An 18,263-nucleotide genomic window follows, 5' to 3' on the forward strand; every position below is an offset into this window, starting at 1 on the left:
AATATTTTTTAAAAAGATATATATTTTGGAGATTATAAAATGGTTGAAATTAAATATGTTCCAACAATCTGTCCATACTGTGGTACCGGTTGTGGACTCAATTTCGTTGTTAAAGACGGAAAAATTGTTGGTGTTGAACCTTTAAAAAGAAGCCCTGTAAATGAGGGTAAAGTATGTCCAAAAGGAAACTTTGGATATCAATTTATTAATAGGGAAGACAGATTGACTTCTCCTTTAATTAAAGAAAATGGTGAATTTAGGGAAGCATCTTGGGATGAAGCTTTAGACTTAGTTGCTAACAAACTTAAAGAAGTATCTGACGAAGATCCAAATAAAGTTGGATTCTACGCATGTGCTCGTTCACCTAACGAAAACATTTACATTACTCAAAAATTAGCAAGAGTAGCTTGTGGAACTCAAAACGTAGACCACTGTGCACGTATCTGTCACGGACCTACTGTTGCAGGTTTAGCAAATACCTTTGGATCAGGTGCTATGACTAACGGATTCGACAGTATCAAAGAAGCTGATTACATCTTCTGTATTGGATCCAACAACATGGAAGCTCACCCATTATTTGGACGTAAAATCATCCAAGCTAAACAAAATGGTGCTAAATTAGTAGTATTAGATCCAAGATTCACTCCTACTGCTAAAATTGCAGATGAATACGTACAATTCGAAACTGGTACTGACGTTGCTTTAATGAATGCTATGATTAAAGTTATCATCGACAACGACTTACAAGATGATGAATTCATTGCAAACAGAACCAAAGGTTACGAAGAAATGAAAGAAACTGTCCAAAAATACACTTTAGACAAAGTTTCTGAAATCACAGGTATTGCTCCTGAAACTATTGAACACTTAGCTATTGAATATGCATCTGCTGACAAAGCAGCTATTGTATACTCCTTAGGTATTACCGAACACTCCCACGGTGCAGATAACGTAATGTCTACTGCAAACCTCGCAATGTTAACTGGTAATATTGGTAGAGAAGGTACTGGTGTAAACCCATTAAGAGGACAAAACAACGTACAAGGTGCTTGTGATATGGGTGCATTACCTTCCGATTATGTAGGATACAGAAAAGTTAAAGACCCAGAAACTACTGCATGGTTCAACGAATATTACAGTGGAGATGGCTACGAAGTTAACTTACCAACCACTCCTGGTTTAACATTAGTTGAAATGATGAACGCAGCTCATGCTGGTGACTTAAAAGTATTATACATCCATGGGGAAGATCCTGTACTCTCCGATGCTGATGTACAACACACCAAAGAAGCACTTGCTAACTTAGAAATGTTAATTGTTCAAGAATGTTTCTTAACTGATACTGCACAATGTGCTGATGTTGTATTACCTGCAGCAGGTTGGGGTGAACAAGAAGGTACTTTCACCAGTGGTGAAAGAAGAGTACAATGCTTACACAAAGCTCAAGAACCTCCTGAAGGCGCAATGTTAGATTGGAAAATCATGGAAGAAATCGCAGTTAGAATGGGCGTACCTAGATCATTATTCCACTACGAAACTTCTGAAGATATCTTCAACGAAATCAGAGAATGTGCTCCTATCATGGCAGGTATGAACCGTGAAAGATTAGACACTCCTGAAGCTCTTCACTGGCCTTGTCCTTCCGAAGATGATCCATGTCAACCATTAATGCACAAAGAAAAATTCGCACACCCTGATGGTTTAGGAATTTTCCAAGCATTAGAACACAAAGGACCTGTTGAAACTCCTGATGAAGAATACCCATTACTCTTAACTACTACTAGAGTATTGTTCCACTATCACGCTGCAATGACCAGAAGATGTGAAACCTTAAGTAATGAGGTAAAAACTGGATTTATCGAAATCAACACTAAAGATGCTAAAGAAAGAGGAATTATTAATGGTGAAGTTGTAAAAGCTTACTCTAGAAGAGGAGAAATTGCAATTCCTGCACGTGTAACTGATGACATTAAAGAAGGTATTGTAAACATCCCAATGCACTTTGTAGAATGTGCTGCAAACGTATTAACTAACTCCGATTCTTTCGACCCTAAATCTAAAATGGTTGAATTAAAAGCTTGTGCTATTAATGTAGAAAAACTCCCTGAAAAAGTAATCGTTAAAGGAGAAGTCTACAAAGATGGTACTGATACTGAAATTAAAGCTGAAGATATGGCTACTACCACCATTAAAGTAGGTAAATAAATAAGGAGTAGATTTAAATGAGCGCAAAAATTAACGATATGTACTACGCATACTCTGCTATCGAAGATATTAAAGAAAAAGGAGAGTACGGTGGAGTAGTAACTACTATCATGAAATACTTATTAGAAGAAGGTATCGTTGACGGTGTTGTTGGTGTAACCGAAGGTCACGATATGTATGATGGTGTACCTATTCTCGTAACTGACCCTGCAGATGTAATTAAAACTGCTGGTTCCGTACACTGTGGTACTTTAAACCTTGCTAAATTCGTATCAAAATACTTAGATGGCGCAAGAGACATGAAACTTGCTGTTGCATGTAAACCTTGTGATGCAATGACCATCAGAGAATTAATGAAAAAAGGTAAAATCATTGAAGATAACGTAATCATGATTGGTGTAAACTGTGGAGGTACTTTCTCACCAGTTCCTACTATGAACATGATTAGAGATGTATATGAATTAGATCCTAAAGACGTTGTCAAAGAAGAAATTTCCAAAGGAAAACTCATCATGGAAACCGCAGATGGTGAAAAAGGAATTGCTATTGGTGAGTTAGAAGCACAAGGTTTAGGTAGAAGAGAAAACTGTCAAAGATGTAACCTTAAAATCCCTAGCAATGCTGATATGGCATTAGGTAACTGGGGAGTTATTGGTGAATTAGCTGGAAAAGCAACTTTTGTTGAAGTATTCACTGAAAAAGGTGCAGATGTTTTAAGTAAAGTTATTGATGCTGGATTAATTGCTACCGAAGAACCTCTCGAAAAAGGAATTAAAATCAGAGAAAACATTAACAACTTCATGCTCAAAGAGTCCCAAGAGAAAAAAGAAGTTGATTACGCAGGTACTACCGGAGATATTATTGATGTATTCCACATGTATGAAGATGAATTCTCCAAATGTATGAAATGTTACGGTTGTCGTGAAGCATGTCCATTATGTTTCTGTGAAGACTGCTGTCTTGAAGCTGAAGGTCCTGAATGGGTACCTGGTGGATACACTCCTGCAGCTCCTTTCTTCCACTTAACTCGTTTAGTGCACATGGTTGATGCATGTACCAACTGTGGACAATGTTCTGAAGTATGTCCATGTGAAATCCCTGTAGCTAAAGTATGGAGTACTATAAATAATAAAGTAAGAGATGTCTACGGATACATCCCAGGTATGGGTAGTGATGACCCACTTCCATTCACTGATCACGTATCCAAAGCTAAATGGATTTAAGGGTTCTTCCCTTTTATCTATTTTATTTTTTTTTAGTTATAAAAATAACATTGTTATATATTTTTTTAAAAAATATAAAAAAGAGAATTAATCCTCTTTGTTAAATGGTTCACGGTTATTAATTCCATTGATAAATATTTCTTCAAGTTCTTTTTCACTTTTACCAGTTCTAATATGTGGAATTAATTCTACTAAATTATCATTTCTAAGCAAGCAAGGTTTTATTTTTCCATCTGGTGTTATTCTTAATCTAGAACAACTTGCACAGAATTTAGCATTGTCAACTGGTTTAACTATTTCAATTTCTCCATCGCCAATGTAATATTTCTTACGTCCTTGCATAAATTTACGTTCATGAACTTTATCAGCTATATCAGCTATTTTCTTTTCAATAGAATCTAAAGGATAATAATGTTCTATGCTGAATTTATCATCATCACAGTTTTCACTTTCAATTAATTCAATTAATTGGAGGATAATACCATGTTTTTTACAGAAGTTGAACATTTCTTTTACTTCATGTACATTTATATCTTTCATTATAACCATGTTTATTTTAACAGGGTATAATCCAACTTCAACAGCTTTTAATATGCCTGATTTAACTTCGTTTAGATAATCCATACTTGTTACATATTTGTATGTATCTCTGTTTAATGTATCTAAACTTACATTGACTCTATCTAATCCAGCATTTTTTAAGTCTTGAGCATATTTTCCAAGCAATACTCCGTTGGTAGTTAAGGATATGTCTTTAAAATCGAGGCTTGCGATTTTTTCTACAATTTCAACTATGTCTTTTCTGACTAATGGATCTCCACCTGAAAGTCTTATTTTTTTAACACCAATCTTTTTAGCTATTTTGCTTATGGTGTATAATTCGTCGGGGGTCATTTCACCTTTTGATGAAACCATTCCATCATGATGACAATAAATGCAGTTTTCATTACATCTATTGGTTATTGTGATTCTTAGTGAAAGGATAGGTCTTTCATATTTATCTCTGACTACATTTTTTAACATATTATCTCTCTTCCACTTTGATTTTTAATTCTGTAATTTCTTCATCAACTTTTAAGGAATTTATAATAGCAAAAATAGTTTCTTTTAATATTCCTTGTGTAAATTCGTTAATTTCAACATTATGGTCATTTGTTTTAAGTTGAATAGTGGCATTTTCTAATTTATTATTTTCAATATTTGAAATGACCATATCAATTATTTTAACATTATCTTCGGTTTTAATAGAATTAATCATTCCTTTAATAGAATTTGAAACAATATTTTTTGTGAATGTGTTCATTTCTAGATTTTTATCATTGACTAAAATACTGCATTCAGCATCAATTGGATTTTTATTTGCTTCATTAGGGATTATTAATTCAATATTTGATATATTCTCAATATTGTAGTCATCTAAATTCAATGTATTTATTACACCAAGTACTGTTTGTTTTAAATATTCACTTACAAATCTATTTAATCCAACTACTTTATTATCTATTGATAAATAACTGTAAACATTATCTAATTCATTAACAGTTAAATTTCCTTCACGAATTTCAGATGCAATAGCTTCTCCATTATTGAATCCACAATTATTTGCAAATAATGTGTCTACAATATCATGAGACCTTTCTTCAATAATGTCAACTAATTCTTCCAAGCCAGTATTATCAATAGTAAATGAATCTACTTCTTTAATTGTGTATTCATCAACTACATCAGGGGAAGTTGCTATTTTTGGATAATTATATTTTTTAAAGCCTTCAATGACAACGAAATCAACGATATCCATATGTTTTATTAAAAATAGTAGTCTATTCAAATCCATTTCTTTTTTCACATTAAAGAATGTTGTTGAACCAATCCCAACAACAACATTAGATCCTGCTTGTTTATGTTTCCAGGTATCTGTATTCTCTTTATCCATTTCCATAGTGTGATGAGAATGTTTTATTGATGCTACATTGTAGCCTCTTTTTGTAAGTTCTTCGATAACTTTCACTGTCAGTGAAGTTTTTCCAGTATTTTTTCTTCCAACTATAGATACTATTTTCATAATGTTCTCCCCCTTTGATAATATATATTGTAATTGGTATTAATTAAGAATTTCTAAATTATTTATGTGTAGTTACTACACATTTTAGTTAAACCAAAATATTTTGTATAATTTCGCTCATTTAATAATACTTTTTTATTATATTTTTATTACTACTTTCGTGCCATTTTTTAACTTTTTAGTGTATTTTTAGTTTATACTACTTTTATTTATTTATTTAAGATATTTTATGAATTATTATATGTAATAATTAGTTTATATTCTTTATTTAATTATTTTAACGTTTAATATTAATTTTAATTAAAAAAATTGTGTAGTTATCCCATAGTAATATATAAATCTTGTGTCTTTAATCTAGTAGGTAAATATATTTATATAAGGAAACATATGTGTAATCATTACACATGGTGGTTCAAATGCCAAAACATATTGCTTCTGGTTTAAAATATTTGGCTGCAGTTAAACTAAAACTGAAAGGTAAAAGTCATCAAGAAATTGCTGACGAGTTAGATGTTGATAGGTCTACTATTTCTCATTATTTGAATGGTAGGAATTTGTCTTGGAACTCTATTGATGTTGCAAGAACAATTATCGACTTATGCCCCAAGGATTTTTTAGCAATGACTGGGGTTATATTTGATAATCCAGAACAGAGTCGTAAAATTGTGAATATTTGCAGAGAAAGAAATTTTGAAGCAAAGGTTGAAGATTCTTGTATTGGTTGCGGCTTATGTGTAAATGCATGTGCAATGAAAGCTATAAAATTAGAATCATTAAAAGCGCATGCAGACTCCATGCAATGTTGTGGTTGTCAGCTTTGTGAAGATGAATGCCCAACTAATTCGATAAAAATTTTGGAGATTTAATATGATTAGAAATTTAAAAGAGGTTAAAGACAATAACTTTGACATCACAAGGTCTGCAGACGAAGTTAGAAACTTGTCTTTCAATGACCATATCTGTTTAGGTTGTGGGATTTGTGAATCTACTTGTCCTGTTGAAGCAATTACATTAAATCCAATTGCTATTGATGCTCGTCACAGAATTTCAAACGACATCTATTTCAGTGGACATGAAAAAATTGCTCAAAACTTCCAAGAAGATTTTGATGTTCAAAGAGTAAGCATTGACGAAAGTAAATGTGTATTATGTGGTATGTGCAGTGGATTATGTCCTGTTGATGCATTAGTATTAACTATTGATGGCGTACCAATTAGAGAAATTGAAGCATATCCTCATTATAATGCTTTCTCAGAAATTGATGATGATGAATGTATCTACTGTAAAAGATGTGAAATCGCATGTCCTCGTGATGCAATTGTTATTGAAAGAGTTTTACCAGACCGTGCTGATTTAGTAACTGGTGAAATTGACGTCGATGACGATGAATGTATTTACTGTGGAGTATGTGAAGAGTTATGTCCTGCAGAAGCTATCGTCGTTGATCACGAAACTGGTAAAGAATCTATTGTCATCGACAAAGATAGTTGTGTATACTGTCTTGTATGTAAAAAATCCTGTCCTACTAATGCTATTAAAGCAATTTGTAGAGCATGTAACTACGGAGAATACGATTTAGATCCTTCAAAAGCAGCTGTTAAAGGTAACTCTATCATCGATTCAGAACTTTGTGTCTACTGTGGATGGTGTGAAGGAGTTTGTCCTACCGATGCTGCAAAAGTTAAAAAACCATTTGAAGGTATTATTGAAATTGATGATGAAAAATGTCAAGCTTGTGGTGCTTGTGTAGATATCTGTAAATGTAATGCTTTAGCATTCCCTGTATCTACTGGTCCTGGTTCCAGAATGGCTCATGTTATTGCTCATGATGATTATTGTTTACGTTGTAAAGCATGTGAAAAAGCATGTCCTAACGATGCAATTACTGTAAAAAGAACTGAAGTTGACCACACTCCTATTAACTCCGCTACTTGGAAAGATGCTTTAGATGCAATTAAAGATTAGGTGATTGGATGGAACTTAAAGTTAATCAAGATAATTGTTTAGGATGCGGTATTTGTGTAATCGCATGTCCTGTTAATGCAGCTATCAGTCCTGAAAATGCTGGTGGTAATGGTGCAAAGACTGAAGAAGTAGTTATGATGGTTGAAAATGGATTTATCAAACTCTTCAGTCCTGAAAAATGTGAATTGTGTGGAACATGTCAAATGTTTTGCCCAGTTAATGCTATATGGTTAGAATAAGGGGGATTATATAATGCATTATGCTAATACTTATTTGGAAAAACCTGTAGTACCTGATGTAAAAATTACTGGTGAAGGAAATACAGAAGTTCTTAAATGTATGTTAAACACAGGATCTGACATCTACCAAGGTGCTTGTAAAAAAAGAGGATCCACTTTAAAACAAGAGTACAAAAATGCTTCTGGTACTTGCTACATGGACCCTAGAGACATGGCAAAATTAGGTGTAAACAATTGGGATACTGTTCTTGTTAAAACTGATTTTGGTGAAGTTGTTGTAAATTGTGCAGTATCAAGAGACGCACCTCATGAAGGTACTGTATTCATTTGTAAAGGTCCTTGGGCTAACACTATTGTAAGTCACGATACTTACTGTTGTTCTGACCCTACTTACAAAGGTATTAAATGTACTGTTGAAAAAACAGATAGAAAAGTATTACTCATGGCTGACTTAATGAGATGGGTATACAAAAAATACGTTAATGAAGAAGATGACGATGTAGTTGAAAACATGGAATCTTTAGGTGAATTACCTGTTTATCATGGACGTAAATGGGAGGAGTTGATTGATCATGACTTATGAACCACCTGTAACTGATTATGACCACATTGTTGAAAATTGTACTTGTGCATTTTGTGGTTGTAATTGTGATGATTTAGATTACTTAGTAAAAGATAATCATGTTGTTGCTGTAAGACACGCATGCAGATTAGGAGCAAGTAAAATCATGGAAGATATGGATCAAAGATTACTTGTTCCAATGATTAGGGATGAAAATGGAGAACTCACTGAAGTTGATTGGGATACTGCTTTAGATAAAGCTGCTGAATATATTGCTAATTCTATTAGACCTGTATTCTATGGTTGGTCTGAAACTTCAACTGAATGTATGAAAGAAGGTGTAGCATTAGGTGAGTACATCGGTGCTGTATTAGATAACCAAGCTACTATCTGTCACGGTCCTTCTCTCCAAGCTGTACAAAACGCAGGTTACCCTATTCAAACTTTAGGGGAAGTTCAAAACAGAGCAGATATGATTGTTTACTCTGGAAGTAACGCTATGAACTCTCACCCTAGACACTTAGCAAGATACGCTGCTTTCTGTCGTGGATACTTCAGACAAAGAGGAAGATTCGACAGAACTGTTGTAACTATGGATCCTAAATTCTCAGATACTGCAAAATGTTCTGACAAATGGATTGGATTTGAACAAAATGGGGACTACGGTTTCTACAATGCTATTAGAGCTGTACTCAGAGGAAAAGAATTATACCAAGATGTAATTTCTGGAATTCCAAAAGAAGATATTTATGAATTAGCAGAAGAAATGAAAAATGCTGAATTTGGTGTTCTCTTCTTCGGTTTAGGTTTAACTCATACCTTATCAAAACAAAGAAACATTGATATTGCTATTAAAATGATTCAAGACTTAAACAAATACAGTAAATGGGGACTTACTCCTATGAGAGGTCACTTTAACGTAAACGGATTCAACATTTTCATGGCATTTGAATGTGGATTCGCTTTCGGTGTTGACTACTGTAGAGGTTACCCAAGATACATGTTAGGTGAAACCAACACTATCGATTTATTAGTAAGAAAAGAACCTGATTGTTTCATGGTTATTGCAGCTGACCCAGGTGCTCACTTCCCTAATGGAGCAAACCAACATTTAGCTGACATTCCTGTTATTCAAATCGATATTCACTGGGGTCCTTCCACTGAACTTGCTGATGTAGTATTACCAGGTTCATTCATTGCTGTAGAATGTGCTGGTACCAGTTATCGTATGGATGGTGTTCCTATCTACATGAAAAAAGCAATCGACAAACCTGAAACTTGTCGTGATGACGAATGGATTGTCCGTGAATTGAAAGAAAGAGTAATGAAACTCAGAGAAGAGCCTAACGTAGCTCCAAAATATGTGCAAAATCCAAACGCACTCTAAGGTGATATAATGGAATATATTCTTAAAAATGGTATTGTCTACGATCCAGCTAATGAAATCAACGGTGAGAAAAAGGACGTCATGTTTAAAGATGGTATTATAGTAGATGACGTATCCGCAGATGCTAAAGTCTTAGATGTTACCGATAAAATAGTCATGCCAGCAGGTATTGACCCTCACGCACACGTTGCAGGTCCTAAACTTGTTGTTGGAAGATTATACAGACCTGAAGATTCTAGAAGAGGTGTTACTCAAAAAACTAAAGTATTAAGATCCGAATCTGGTTTCTCTATTCCAAGTTGTCCTGCAACTGGTTATAGATACTCAAGATTAGGTTACGGTACTGTTGTTGAAGCAGCTATGCCTCCTCTTGAAGCAAAACACACTCACGAAGAAATCTCAACTATTCCACAATTAGACATCCCAGCTTTATCTTTATTTGGTAACAACTGGTTTGTAATGGAATATGCAAAAGAAAATAATATTGAAGATATGGCAGCATTCTTAGCTGCATGGTTAAAAGTCTCTAAAGGTTACGGAATTAAAATCGTAAACCCATGTGGAAGTGAAGCATGGGGTTGGGGTATGAACGTACACGGTGTAAATGATAAAGCACCTTACTTTGATGTAACTTCTAAAGAAGTTGTTGTTGCTTTAGCAAAAGCTAATGAAATGTTAAACTTACCTCACTCTATCCACATTCACCCTAATGATTTAGGACACCCTGGTAACGTTCCAACTACCATTGAAACTATGGATTCAGTTAAAAACGTTAAAAAAGGTTCTAAAGCTGCTGAAATCAGAGATCAAACTATGCACGTTTGTCACTTACAATTCCACTCATACACTGGTAACAGTTGGAAAGATGCAGCATCTGGTGCAGAAGAAATTGCTGATTATATTAACAAACATGATCACATTACTTGTGATATAGGTCAAGTTACTTTTGATGAAACTACTACTATGACTGCAGATGCTCCTATGGAATATGACTTGTTCAAATTATCTGGTTTAAAATGGGCTAACAAAGATATTGAATGTGAAACTGCAGCTGGTATTATTCCATGTATTTACTCACCTAAAGCTCCTGTTAACACATTACAATGGGCTATTGGTCTTGAATTGTTCTTACACATTGATGATCCATGGAAAGTATGTTTAACAACTGATCACCCTAACGCAGGTCCTTTCACTAGATATCCTAGAATTATTTCCTGGTTAATGAGTAGTCAAAGAAGAATGGAAATGATAGAAAACAGAGAAGTACACAAATGGGCAGAAAAAAGAACTACCCTTGCAACTCTCGACAGAGAATACGATTTCTACGATATTGCTACTATTACCAGATCTGCTCCTGCTAAAATCTATGGATTCACTGATAAAGGTGCACTTACTCCAGGTTACAGAGCAGATATTGCTGTATATGACATCAATCCTAATGAAATTGATCCATCCAGACAATATGCTGAAATTGAAAAAGGTTTCAACGTAGCTGATTACACTATTAAAGATGGTCAAATCTTAGTGAAAGATAAAGAAATTGTAAAAGTTAAAGAAAGTCAAAACGTTTGGGTTAACGTAAAAGGATGGGAACAAAACGAGCAAAAAGTTATCGACAACATTATGCCGTTCTTCACCCAATATTACTCAGTCAAATGGGAAAACTACCCAGTACATGACCACTACGTATCCAACCCAATTAGAATAGATGTTGATGGTAAATAGGGGTGTTTAATTTGAAAACAATAACATTTGATCAAATCAAAACTTCTTCAATCGCTTTAGAATTTGATGAATTAATTCCTGATGAAATTTTTTCATGGACTGAAGCTGATTTCGCAAAATATCAAGTCCCTATTGGAAATTCTAGATTCCCAATTACTGATTTCTTCGACATTACTGTTGAAGGAGATGCTTCTGGACCTGATGATGTTAAAATGATTCTCAATGGTGATTTAAACAGAGTAAAATATATTGGTTGTAAAATGAGCGGTGGAGACATCGTCTGTAACAGTAGTGTAGATTTACACGTAGGTGCAGAAATGTCTGGTGGATCCATTTTAGTTAAAGGGGATGCAGCTGCTCACGCTGGAAGAGAAATGTCTGGTGGATACCTTGAAATCGAAGGTAATACCAAAGAATTTACTGGTGCTTCTTACATTGGTGATTGGAGAGGTATGACTGGAGGACAAATTGTTGTCGGCGGTAATGCTGGTAAACAATGTGGTGAATGTTTAACTGGTGGAAGAATTCACGTTAAAGGTGACTGTGATATTTTAGCTGGTATTCACATGACCAAAGGTATTATTGAAATTGATGGTAATGTAAACCGTTGGCCTGGTGGACAAATGAAAAACGGTAACATTATTATTCACGGATTCCTTGGAAGATTACTTGAAGGATTCGTTATTAATGGTGTTGTCGAAAATCCTGAAGTTGATGGAACTACTTTCGAAGGTAAATATATTAAATACACTGGAGATATTGGTCTCAATGGTAAAGGTAATCTTTACTTAGATGCTGAAGCTAACAAAGATAAATTAGCATCTTACGGTGAAATTGACGACGAATATACTTCAATTAGAGAATACAGGAATTTATAATTCCTTTCTCTTTTTCTTTTTTTTTAAAGTAAATGTGTGACTAAGATGATAAAAGAAACTGAAATGACTTTTGATGAATTATTAAATTATGTTAAAACTGATGTAAAAGTTGGTGATGTTCTAGAAATTTCTTATAATCGTATTTTTGCTCCTGGTGAAGTATTGGGATTCACAGAAGAAGATGATGTGACTGGTGAAGGTTTTAGAGTTAGTCTTCAATTAAATGGTGAAATTTTAAATCAATCTGTTGAAATTGATTTTAATGAAATCGAAGGAGATTTACTTGAGATGCGCCACATTACTGATGAAAAAGAACTTGTTATTGAAATTTTGTAATTTTTCTCTTTTTTTTATTTATTTTTTATTATATTCTTCTATAAAAAATTATTTTGTTCGTAATAATACAAACATGTTTATATATGATAAGTTTTATATTATATCTTAAAAGGGATGATTATCATGAAAAAATTAGAGTTAACAGTAAAAGAGGCTGTGGATTATTTAAAAGAGAATGTTGGCATTCATGATAGGATTGAAATTTCATATAATAGGATTTTTGCTGAAGGTGAAATTCTGAATATGGATTTTTCCGAGTATTTTGGAAAACCTGGTTTTAAAATGTTAATTTCTCTTGATGAAAGTGATTTAGGAGCTACAATTGAAATAGATGTTTATGAAGTTCAAGATGATATAATTGAATTTGTCCATTATCCTAGAGAAGGTGAAGAAATAGATGTAACTGTAGTTTAGTTATAATCTATTCATTTTTTCAAAGGGTAATAATTTTTCGATAGCTTTAACTTCAACATCAATTCCTTTTTCTTTTATTGCCCCAATAGTGTTTAAACCACTGCCAGTAACAATACCAAAATTATAATTATCTGCTTTTGCATTGTATGTTACTTCTCGGGGCTTTCCAATTTTATATATTGAAAATCCTATATTGTTTAAAATTTCTAAAATATGAACACTATAGTCACGAGATATATATGGTATCTCTTTAAAACTAGCTAATATTTTAGTTGATTCATTTTCCGTGGTTATTGATGTCATATTTTTGGCTAGAAATATTTTATGTGGATCTTCTGTTGACCCATTGTATGAAATTAAGTCAATGAATAATGGAGGTTCTGATAGTTCAAGTAGTCCACCATATTTTGGAGTACTCATAATTCCATTGTCTATTAAAATTCCATCAATACTCAAACTACAAATTGTAGCAAGTCCAATTTTTGAATCATCACTAGGGTGATCAATTAATTTATAATAAGGATTAATGTATTTTGGATTATCATTGTATGTTTCTTCCATTATGGATAATGCTTTGTCTATTTTATCCATATCCATAAAAGAAACATTAGATATTATGTCTCCTTTTATTTTTTCAATATCAAAATTTACCTGTTGAATTAAATTCCAAGTTTTTGAGAGTAAAAATGATATTTTTGGTTGTTGGATAGGTTTTGTTTTTTTCAAAATCGGTGTTATATTGGAGGTTATTGGATATAATGATTTAAAATCTTTAATTTCCTCGGATATTTTTATATCAATATCTAAATTTTCTTCTTGAACTGCGCAAAATGGTGTTGCTCCTGCTAAAATTGATATTCCAACCATTCCTTCAGGTACAGAAAGTCCTAAAATATCCTTTCCCTCTTCAGAAATAGCTATTACTCCACCAATTCCTATTTTGTCTAGTTTGTTAATAATATCTATAGCTTTTTCACGTCCGATTCCAGGTATTAATCTAAAATTTGCAGGAATAATTCCTTCACCATTTTCAATCACATCCATGATGGAAGTGAATTCTTTTGTTGAAAAGGCATCAAGTGGGGATAGGGATGTTTTTTTATAGGACATTAATTCAGTAAATTTGACAGGTTCTGAATCTTCAATTTTTAGAAGACCTCCGTATTTTGGTTGGGAGGGAATCCCTTCATTAAGTAGCACTCCATCAATTGTTGTTCCACATAATGTTGTTACTTCTATTTTGTTACTATTATCAACACTATTTAAATCAACGTAAGGACTAACAGAAAGGTCACTTTCAATAATGCTTTTAATTATATCAATTGATTCTTTATCATAAATGGTCGAGGTATTAACAATTACTTTTCCTTCTTGTGACATATAGTTGAAGTCAGTTAAATATATTCTTTCTTCAAATTTAGAATAAATAGAGTCAACTTGATCATAAATTAATCCTTTTTCTAGTTTTTCACGACCTAATTGGGTGATTTTTCTTCCAGTATTCCCAATTCTTTCTGTGTAACCTTTTTCATCTAAAATTTGCATATGATATCTAACTGCACGTTCTCCAAGGTTAAATCCCTTATTTTTCAGTTCATCAGCAATTAATTTCGAGCCTGTAGGTTTTTCTTGTTCACTTAATATTCTTAAAATTTCAATCATTCGGTGTTCAGATTCAGACATAAAAAAACCTCGCACAGTTAATATTAATTTAAAAAAATAAAAAAAGTTATTTAGATTAGATATCTAAATATTTTTTCTGTTCGTATCCAAATACTTGAACACGGTATTCGTCCCATTCTTTGTATTTGAGTTCTAAGAATTTATCACTTACATGGGAACCTAATGCATTAAGAATCAATGGATCTTCTTCAAGTGAATGGTATGCTTCCCATAAACTTGTTGGTAAGACTTTGATTCCTCTTTCATTTCTTTCTTCTTCACTCATACTATATATATCGAGTTCTACAGGTTCACCAGGGTCAATTTTGTTAACAATTCCATCAATACCTGCTTCAAGCATTACGGTAAATGCTAAGTAAGGGTTACATGCAGGGTCAGGGGACCTGTATTCAATACGAGTAGCTTTTCCACGTGCTGCAGGAACTCTAATTAAAGCAGATCTATTTCTAAGACCATATGCTCTGTAAACTGGTGCTTCATAACCTGGAACTAAACGTTTATATGAATTTACAATAGGATTAGTAATAGCAGTAATTGCTGGAGCATGTTTCAATAATCCTCCCATGAAATGAAGAGCATCTTTTGAAAGTCCAGTTTCAGAATCTGGATCTGAAAATAGGTTTTTATCTCCTTTAAATACAGATTGGTGACAGTGCATTCCACTACCACTTACTCCAAAGAATGGTTTTGGCATGAATGTTACTCTATAATCCATTTGGTCAAAGGTAGCCATGTTGTCTACAATAGCTTTAATTGCTTGTTTAAATGTAATTACAGCATCTGCAGTTTTAAGCGCATCTTTAAATTTAAATGCAATTTCGTTTTGACCAGGAGCTACTTCGTGGTGGGATGCTTCAACTTCAAAGTCTAAATCTTCTAAGTTTAAAGTTAATTCTCTTCTGAAATCAGGTCCTTTATCTAAAGGTTCGACATCAAAATAGCTTGCATCATCATAAGGCATTGGATATCCATTTTCATCAATATCTACAATAAAGAATTCTGGTTCTGGACCAATATTATATTGTAATCCCATTTTACCAATATGTTGTAATGATTTTTTGAGTACTCCTCTTGGATCTCCTGCAAATGGTTTTTTCTCAGGAGTCCATACATCACAAATAAATCTACATGTTGCAGATTCTTCTGGTCTCCAAGAAAGTCTTGAATAAGTGTTGATGTCTGGTTTTAAAACTAAATCACTATCGTTGATTCCAACGAATCCTGCAATGGATGATCCATCAAATAACATTCCTTCGTTAAATAATTCATCCATGTTGTCTCCTGGATTAAATGGGATTACAATGTTTTTTACAGTACCGTTAATATCAACAAATTGTAAACGGATAAATTTGATATTATCCTCTTTCATTATTTCAGTTATTCTTTCAATTTTTTCCTGTGGAATATCGCTCATTAAATCAAGCTCCATAATAAACTAATCAAGATTAATTCAAAATAGTCGGAAAATACTTTCCATTGTATGTTATATCTTAATTTTTTAGTATATAAATATTTGTAAAAAATATTTGTACATTAATTTTTTTATATATTAATTTGTACTTTTTAATAAAAATATGCTTATTATTTTGTAAAATAAATATATTTTTGTTCAATTTAATATAAAAAAAGAATAATATTTTAATTAATGTTTAGATTTCTGTCTGTAAAAATGAACCTAAATCCAATAAATCAAATGTTAAAATTTTAGGTGCGACAGTAACTTTTCCAATGCCAGTTATTATTTTATAAGCTTCAATTGCTTGAAGACAACCAATTAAATTTGGGGTTGGTCCAATAACTGGTGGTGTGCCTGAAGTAATATTTTTCAAACTTTCAATGACTTCATTTGTTAAATCTTTACCAAGAGATGGAAGGTTGAACATTTCTTCATAACTTTTTGTATTTGGTAAAAATGTAGTAATTTGACCTAAAGTTCCATGAATTGCTCCGTGTATGAATGGAATTTTCTTCTCATTTGCTTTTCGTGTTGCAATAACTCTTGTTAAAATATTATCAAGAGCATCAATAACAATATTTGAGTCAGATATAATTTTATCAATGTTATTTTCGTCAACATGCTCGTTAAAACTTGTTACTTTAACATAAGGATTGATTAATCTTACTTTTTCTTTTGCAACTTCACTTTTAGATAATCCAATATTATTTAATGTTGCAAAATTTTGCCTATTTAGGTTTGACATATCAAATGAATCTTCATCAACAACTATAAGTTCTCCAATTCCCATTCTTGCAAGCATTTCAATGGTTTGACCTCCAATACCACCACATCCAATCACAGTGATTTTTGCATCTTTAAACTTTTGTTGTTCGCTTCTTGTAACAATACTCATTTGACGGGAAGCTATTTCCCAGTATCCATCTTCTTTATATCTTGTTGGCATTTTTCCACCTTCTTTTTAAAAATGATTAAATTCACTACCAAAGTATTCATATACTTTTTGAAGTTCTTCGGGGATATTCAACATCTGTGTACAAAAGGGTATACACTCTTTACAGTTTATACAACTATCTGCTCTTGAATCATCATCTATTAGTGTGAAGTATTGCATAGCACTAGCTTTAGGGTCTTGCATCATATGTGCAATATTATATTCAGTTAAACAATTAATAATATCAACACCATGAGGACAAGGCATGCAGTAACCACATCTAGTACAACTGTTTCCAAGAAAAGTTCTATAAGTCCTTGCAACTTCTCTAATTAGTTCTTGATCATTTTCACTTATAATATCTTCAGTTGATGCAATTCGGATATTTTCTTTTACCTGATTTAAGTTATTCATGCCACTAAAGACACAATCAACATCATCTCTATTCCATAAGTATTGTAATGCCCATTCAACAGGTGTTCTTTTCTTTTCTGAGGTATTCCATAATTCTTGAATTTTATTTGGGATATTTTGAACTAATCTTCCTCCACGAAGAGGTTCCATAATCATACTTCCAACATTAATATCTTTTAAATAATTAAGACCCATTATTCCTGATTGGTAATATTCATCAAGATAATTCATTTGAGTTAGTACAACTTCCCATTTTGGATACTCATCAAGTATTTCAATTAAATAATCTACTTCAATATGTGATGAAAATCCAACATGTTTGATTTTACCACTACTTAAACAATCATCTAAAAAATCGAGCACTCCTAAATCATGTACTTTATTCCAATCTGGAACAGTTAATGAATGAAGAAGATAAATATCAATATAATCAGTTTGTAATTTTTCAAGTTGAATATTTAAATAATAATCAAAATCAGTTTTTTCCTCCATTAACCATGAGGGAGATTTTGTTTGTAGTAAAATTTCATCTCTTAAATTATTTTCTTTTAAAAATTCACCAATAAATTTTTCACTATTTCCATTACCATCAAGTCCTATGCTATGGTAAGGGTAAGCGGTATCAATTATATTAATTCCATTTTCAATCCCATATTTTAATATTTCTGATGCTTCTTTTTTGTTGATATCTGCATTGGAATTAATTGTAGGTAATCTCATTGTTCCAAAACCAAGTCTGGATACTTTAAGATTAGTTTTTCCGAGTGTATTATATAACAT

17 protein-coding genes are annotated in these 18,263 nt (G+C 32.6%); 11 read left to right on the forward strand and 6 right to left on the reverse strand.

Going from position 1 to position 18,263, the window contains the following annotated elements; translation table 11 throughout:
* Positions 1–39: 39 nt before the first annotated feature.
* Both fdhF and ACI389_RS04815 read left to right on the forward strand, forming a co-directional pair.
* Positions 40–2,205, forward strand: a complete 2,166-nt coding sequence (gene fdhF / locus ACI389_RS04810; protein WP_439780406.1) for a formate dehydrogenase subunit alpha — start codon at positions 40–42, stop codon at positions 2,203–2,205.
* A 17-nt stretch (positions 2,206–2,222) separates the two neighbouring features.
* The gene (locus tag ACI389_RS04815) at positions 2,223–3,428 is read left to right on the forward strand and encodes a Coenzyme F420 hydrogenase/dehydrogenase, beta subunit C-terminal domain (protein WP_439780407.1); all 1,206 of its coding nucleotides are present in this window, start codon (positions 2,223–2,225) and stop codon (positions 3,426–3,428) included.
* Positions 3,429–3,515: 87 nt separating this feature from the next.
* Here the strand turns inward: ACI389_RS04815 and moaA are convergent, their stop codons facing one another.
* Positions 3,516–4,451 carry a GTP 3',8-cyclase MoaA gene (gene moaA / locus ACI389_RS04820; protein ID WP_439780408.1) on the reverse strand — a complete coding sequence of 312 codons (936 nt, stop codon included), beginning with the start codon at positions 4,449–4,451 and terminating at the stop codon, positions 3,516–3,518.
* Position 4,452: 1 nt separating this feature from the next.
* A complete protein-coding gene (gene mobB, locus ACI389_RS04825; protein ID WP_439780409.1) occupies positions 4,453–5,490 on the reverse strand; it encodes a molybdopterin-guanine dinucleotide biosynthesis protein B in 1,038 nt (345 codons plus the stop codon).
* Positions 5,491–5,894: 404 nt separating this feature from the next.
* Between mobB and ACI389_RS04830 the strand changes: the two genes are divergently transcribed.
* The 9 genes from ACI389_RS04830 to ACI389_RS04870 all read left to right on the forward strand — a co-directional run bounded on the left by ACI389_RS04830 (position 5,895) and on the right by ACI389_RS04870 (position 12,996).
* Positions 5,895–6,356 (forward strand): 4Fe-4S binding protein, encoded by a 462-nt coding sequence (locus ACI389_RS04830; protein ID WP_439780410.1) that lies wholly within the window; start codon positions 5,895–5,897, stop codon positions 6,354–6,356.
* A gap of 1 nt (position 6,357) precedes the next feature.
* Entirely contained in the window at positions 6,358–7,455 is a 1,098-nt protein-coding gene (gene fwdF / locus ACI389_RS04835) for a tungsten-dependent formylmethanofuran dehydrogenase subunit FwdF (RefSeq protein ID WP_439780411.1), read from the forward strand.
* A gap of 8 nt (positions 7,456–7,463) precedes the next feature.
* Positions 7,464–7,694, forward strand: coding sequence for a 4Fe-4S dicluster domain-containing protein (locus tag ACI389_RS04840; protein ID WP_295030776.1), 231 nt, complete (start codon positions 7,464–7,466; stop codon positions 7,692–7,694).
* 13 nt (positions 7,695–7,707) lie between these two features.
* Positions 7,708–8,277 carry a molybdopterin dinucleotide binding domain-containing protein gene (locus ACI389_RS04845; protein ID WP_439780412.1) on the forward strand — a complete coding sequence of 190 codons (570 nt, stop codon included), beginning with the start codon at positions 7,708–7,710 and terminating at the stop codon, positions 8,275–8,277.
* Positions 8,267–9,643: a formylmethanofuran dehydrogenase subunit B gene (locus ACI389_RS04850; protein WP_432645329.1), complete on the forward strand. Its 1,377-nt coding sequence runs from the start codon at positions 8,267–8,269 to the stop codon at positions 9,641–9,643. Before ACI389_RS04845 ends, ACI389_RS04850 begins: the two co-directional genes overlap by 11 nt.
* Positions 9,644–9,649: 6 nt before the next feature.
* Positions 9,650–11,368: a formylmethanofuran dehydrogenase subunit A gene (locus ACI389_RS04855; protein WP_439780445.1), complete on the forward strand. Its 1,719-nt coding sequence runs from the start codon at positions 9,650–9,652 to the stop codon at positions 11,366–11,368.
* A 2-nt stretch (positions 11,369–11,370) separates the two neighbouring features.
* Positions 11,371–12,246 (forward strand): formylmethanofuran dehydrogenase subunit C, encoded by an 876-nt coding sequence (locus ACI389_RS04860; protein WP_439780413.1) that lies wholly within the window; start codon positions 11,371–11,373, stop codon positions 12,244–12,246.
* A 45-nt stretch (positions 12,247–12,291) separates the two neighbouring features.
* Positions 12,292–12,582 carry a DUF2097 domain-containing protein gene (locus tag ACI389_RS04865; RefSeq protein ID WP_439780414.1) on the forward strand — a complete coding sequence of 97 codons (291 nt, stop codon included), beginning with the start codon at positions 12,292–12,294 and terminating at the stop codon, positions 12,580–12,582.
* 123 nt (positions 12,583–12,705) lie between these two features.
* Complete coding sequence (locus ACI389_RS04870; RefSeq protein ID WP_439780415.1) at positions 12,706–12,996, forward strand: DUF2097 family protein; 291 nt, start codon at positions 12,706–12,708, stop codon at positions 12,994–12,996.
* On the opposite strand, the gene ACI389_RS04875 is transcribed toward ACI389_RS04870, so the two are convergent.
* The 4 genes from ACI389_RS04875 to ACI389_RS04890 form a co-directional block, all read right to left on the reverse strand.
* The gene (locus ACI389_RS04875) at positions 12,997–14,679 is read right to left on the reverse strand and encodes an NrpR regulatory domain-containing protein (RefSeq protein WP_439780416.1); all 1,683 of its coding nucleotides are present in this window, start codon (positions 14,677–14,679) and stop codon (positions 12,997–12,999) included.
* A gap of 55 nt (positions 14,680–14,734) precedes the next feature.
* Positions 14,735–16,108, reverse strand: a complete 1,374-nt coding sequence (gene glnA, locus ACI389_RS04880; RefSeq protein WP_439780417.1) for a type I glutamate--ammonia ligase — start codon at positions 16,106–16,108, stop codon at positions 14,735–14,737.
* 220 nt (positions 16,109–16,328) lie between these two features.
* On the reverse strand, positions 16,329–17,081 hold the full coding sequence (locus ACI389_RS04885; RefSeq protein ID WP_439780418.1) for a HesA/MoeB/ThiF family protein: 753 nt from the start codon (positions 17,079–17,081) through the stop codon (positions 16,329–16,331).
* A gap of 15 nt (positions 17,082–17,096) precedes the next feature.
* Complete coding sequence (locus tag ACI389_RS04890) at positions 17,097–18,263, reverse strand: aldo/keto reductase (RefSeq protein WP_439780419.1); 1,167 nt, start codon at positions 18,261–18,263, stop codon at positions 17,097–17,099.

The organism is Methanobrevibacter sp. (genome assembly GCF_051877095.1).
Lineage (GTDB): Archaea > Methanobacteriota > Methanobacteria > Methanobacteriales > Methanobacteriaceae > Methanocatella.

Bases quoted from the DNA above. Each gene is read 5' to 3' on its own strand.
- fwdF (WP_439780411.1), top strand. From the start codon at position 6,358: ATGATTAGAAATTTAAAAGAGGTTAAAGACAATAACTTTGACATCACA.
- ACI389_RS04890 (WP_439780419.1), bottom strand. From the start codon at position 18,263: ATGTTATATAATACACTCGGAAAAACTAATCTTAAAGTATCCAGACTT.
- fdhF (WP_439780406.1), top strand. From the start codon at position 40: ATGGTTGAAATTAAATATGTTCCAACAATCTGTCCATACTGTGGTACC.
- glnA (WP_439780417.1), bottom strand. From the start codon at position 16,108: ATGGAGCTTGATTTAATGAGCGATATTCCACAGGAAAAAATTGAAAGA.
- ACI389_RS04870 (WP_439780415.1), top strand. From the start codon at position 12,706: ATGAAAAAATTAGAGTTAACAGTAAAAGAGGCTGTGGATTATTTAAAA.
- ACI389_RS04845 (WP_439780412.1), top strand. From the start codon at position 7,708: ATGCATTATGCTAATACTTATTTGGAAAAACCTGTAGTACCTGATGTA.
- ACI389_RS04875 (WP_439780416.1), bottom strand. From the start codon at position 14,679: ATGTCTGAATCTGAACACCGAATGATTGAAATTTTAAGAATATTAAGT.
- ACI389_RS04830 (WP_439780410.1), top strand. From the start codon at position 5,895: ATGGTGGTTCAAATGCCAAAACATATTGCTTCTGGTTTAAAATATTTG.
- ACI389_RS04850 (WP_432645329.1), top strand. From the start codon at position 8,267: ATGACTTATGAACCACCTGTAACTGATTATGACCACATTGTTGAAAAT.
- moaA (WP_439780408.1), bottom strand. From the start codon at position 4,451: ATGTTAAAAAATGTAGTCAGAGATAAATATGAAAGACCTATCCTTTCA.
- ACI389_RS04815 (WP_439780407.1), top strand. From the start codon at position 2,223: ATGAGCGCAAAAATTAACGATATGTACTACGCATACTCTGCTATCGAA.
- mobB (WP_439780409.1), bottom strand. From the start codon at position 5,490: ATGAAAATAGTATCTATAGTTGGAAGAAAAAATACTGGAAAAACTTCA.
- ACI389_RS04840 (WP_295030776.1), top strand. From the start codon at position 7,464: ATGGAACTTAAAGTTAATCAAGATAATTGTTTAGGATGCGGTATTTGT.
- ACI389_RS04865 (WP_439780414.1), top strand. From the start codon at position 12,292: ATGATAAAAGAAACTGAAATGACTTTTGATGAATTATTAAATTATGTT.
- ACI389_RS04885 (WP_439780418.1), bottom strand. From the start codon at position 17,081: ATGCCAACAAGATATAAAGAAGATGGATACTGGGAAATAGCTTCCCGT.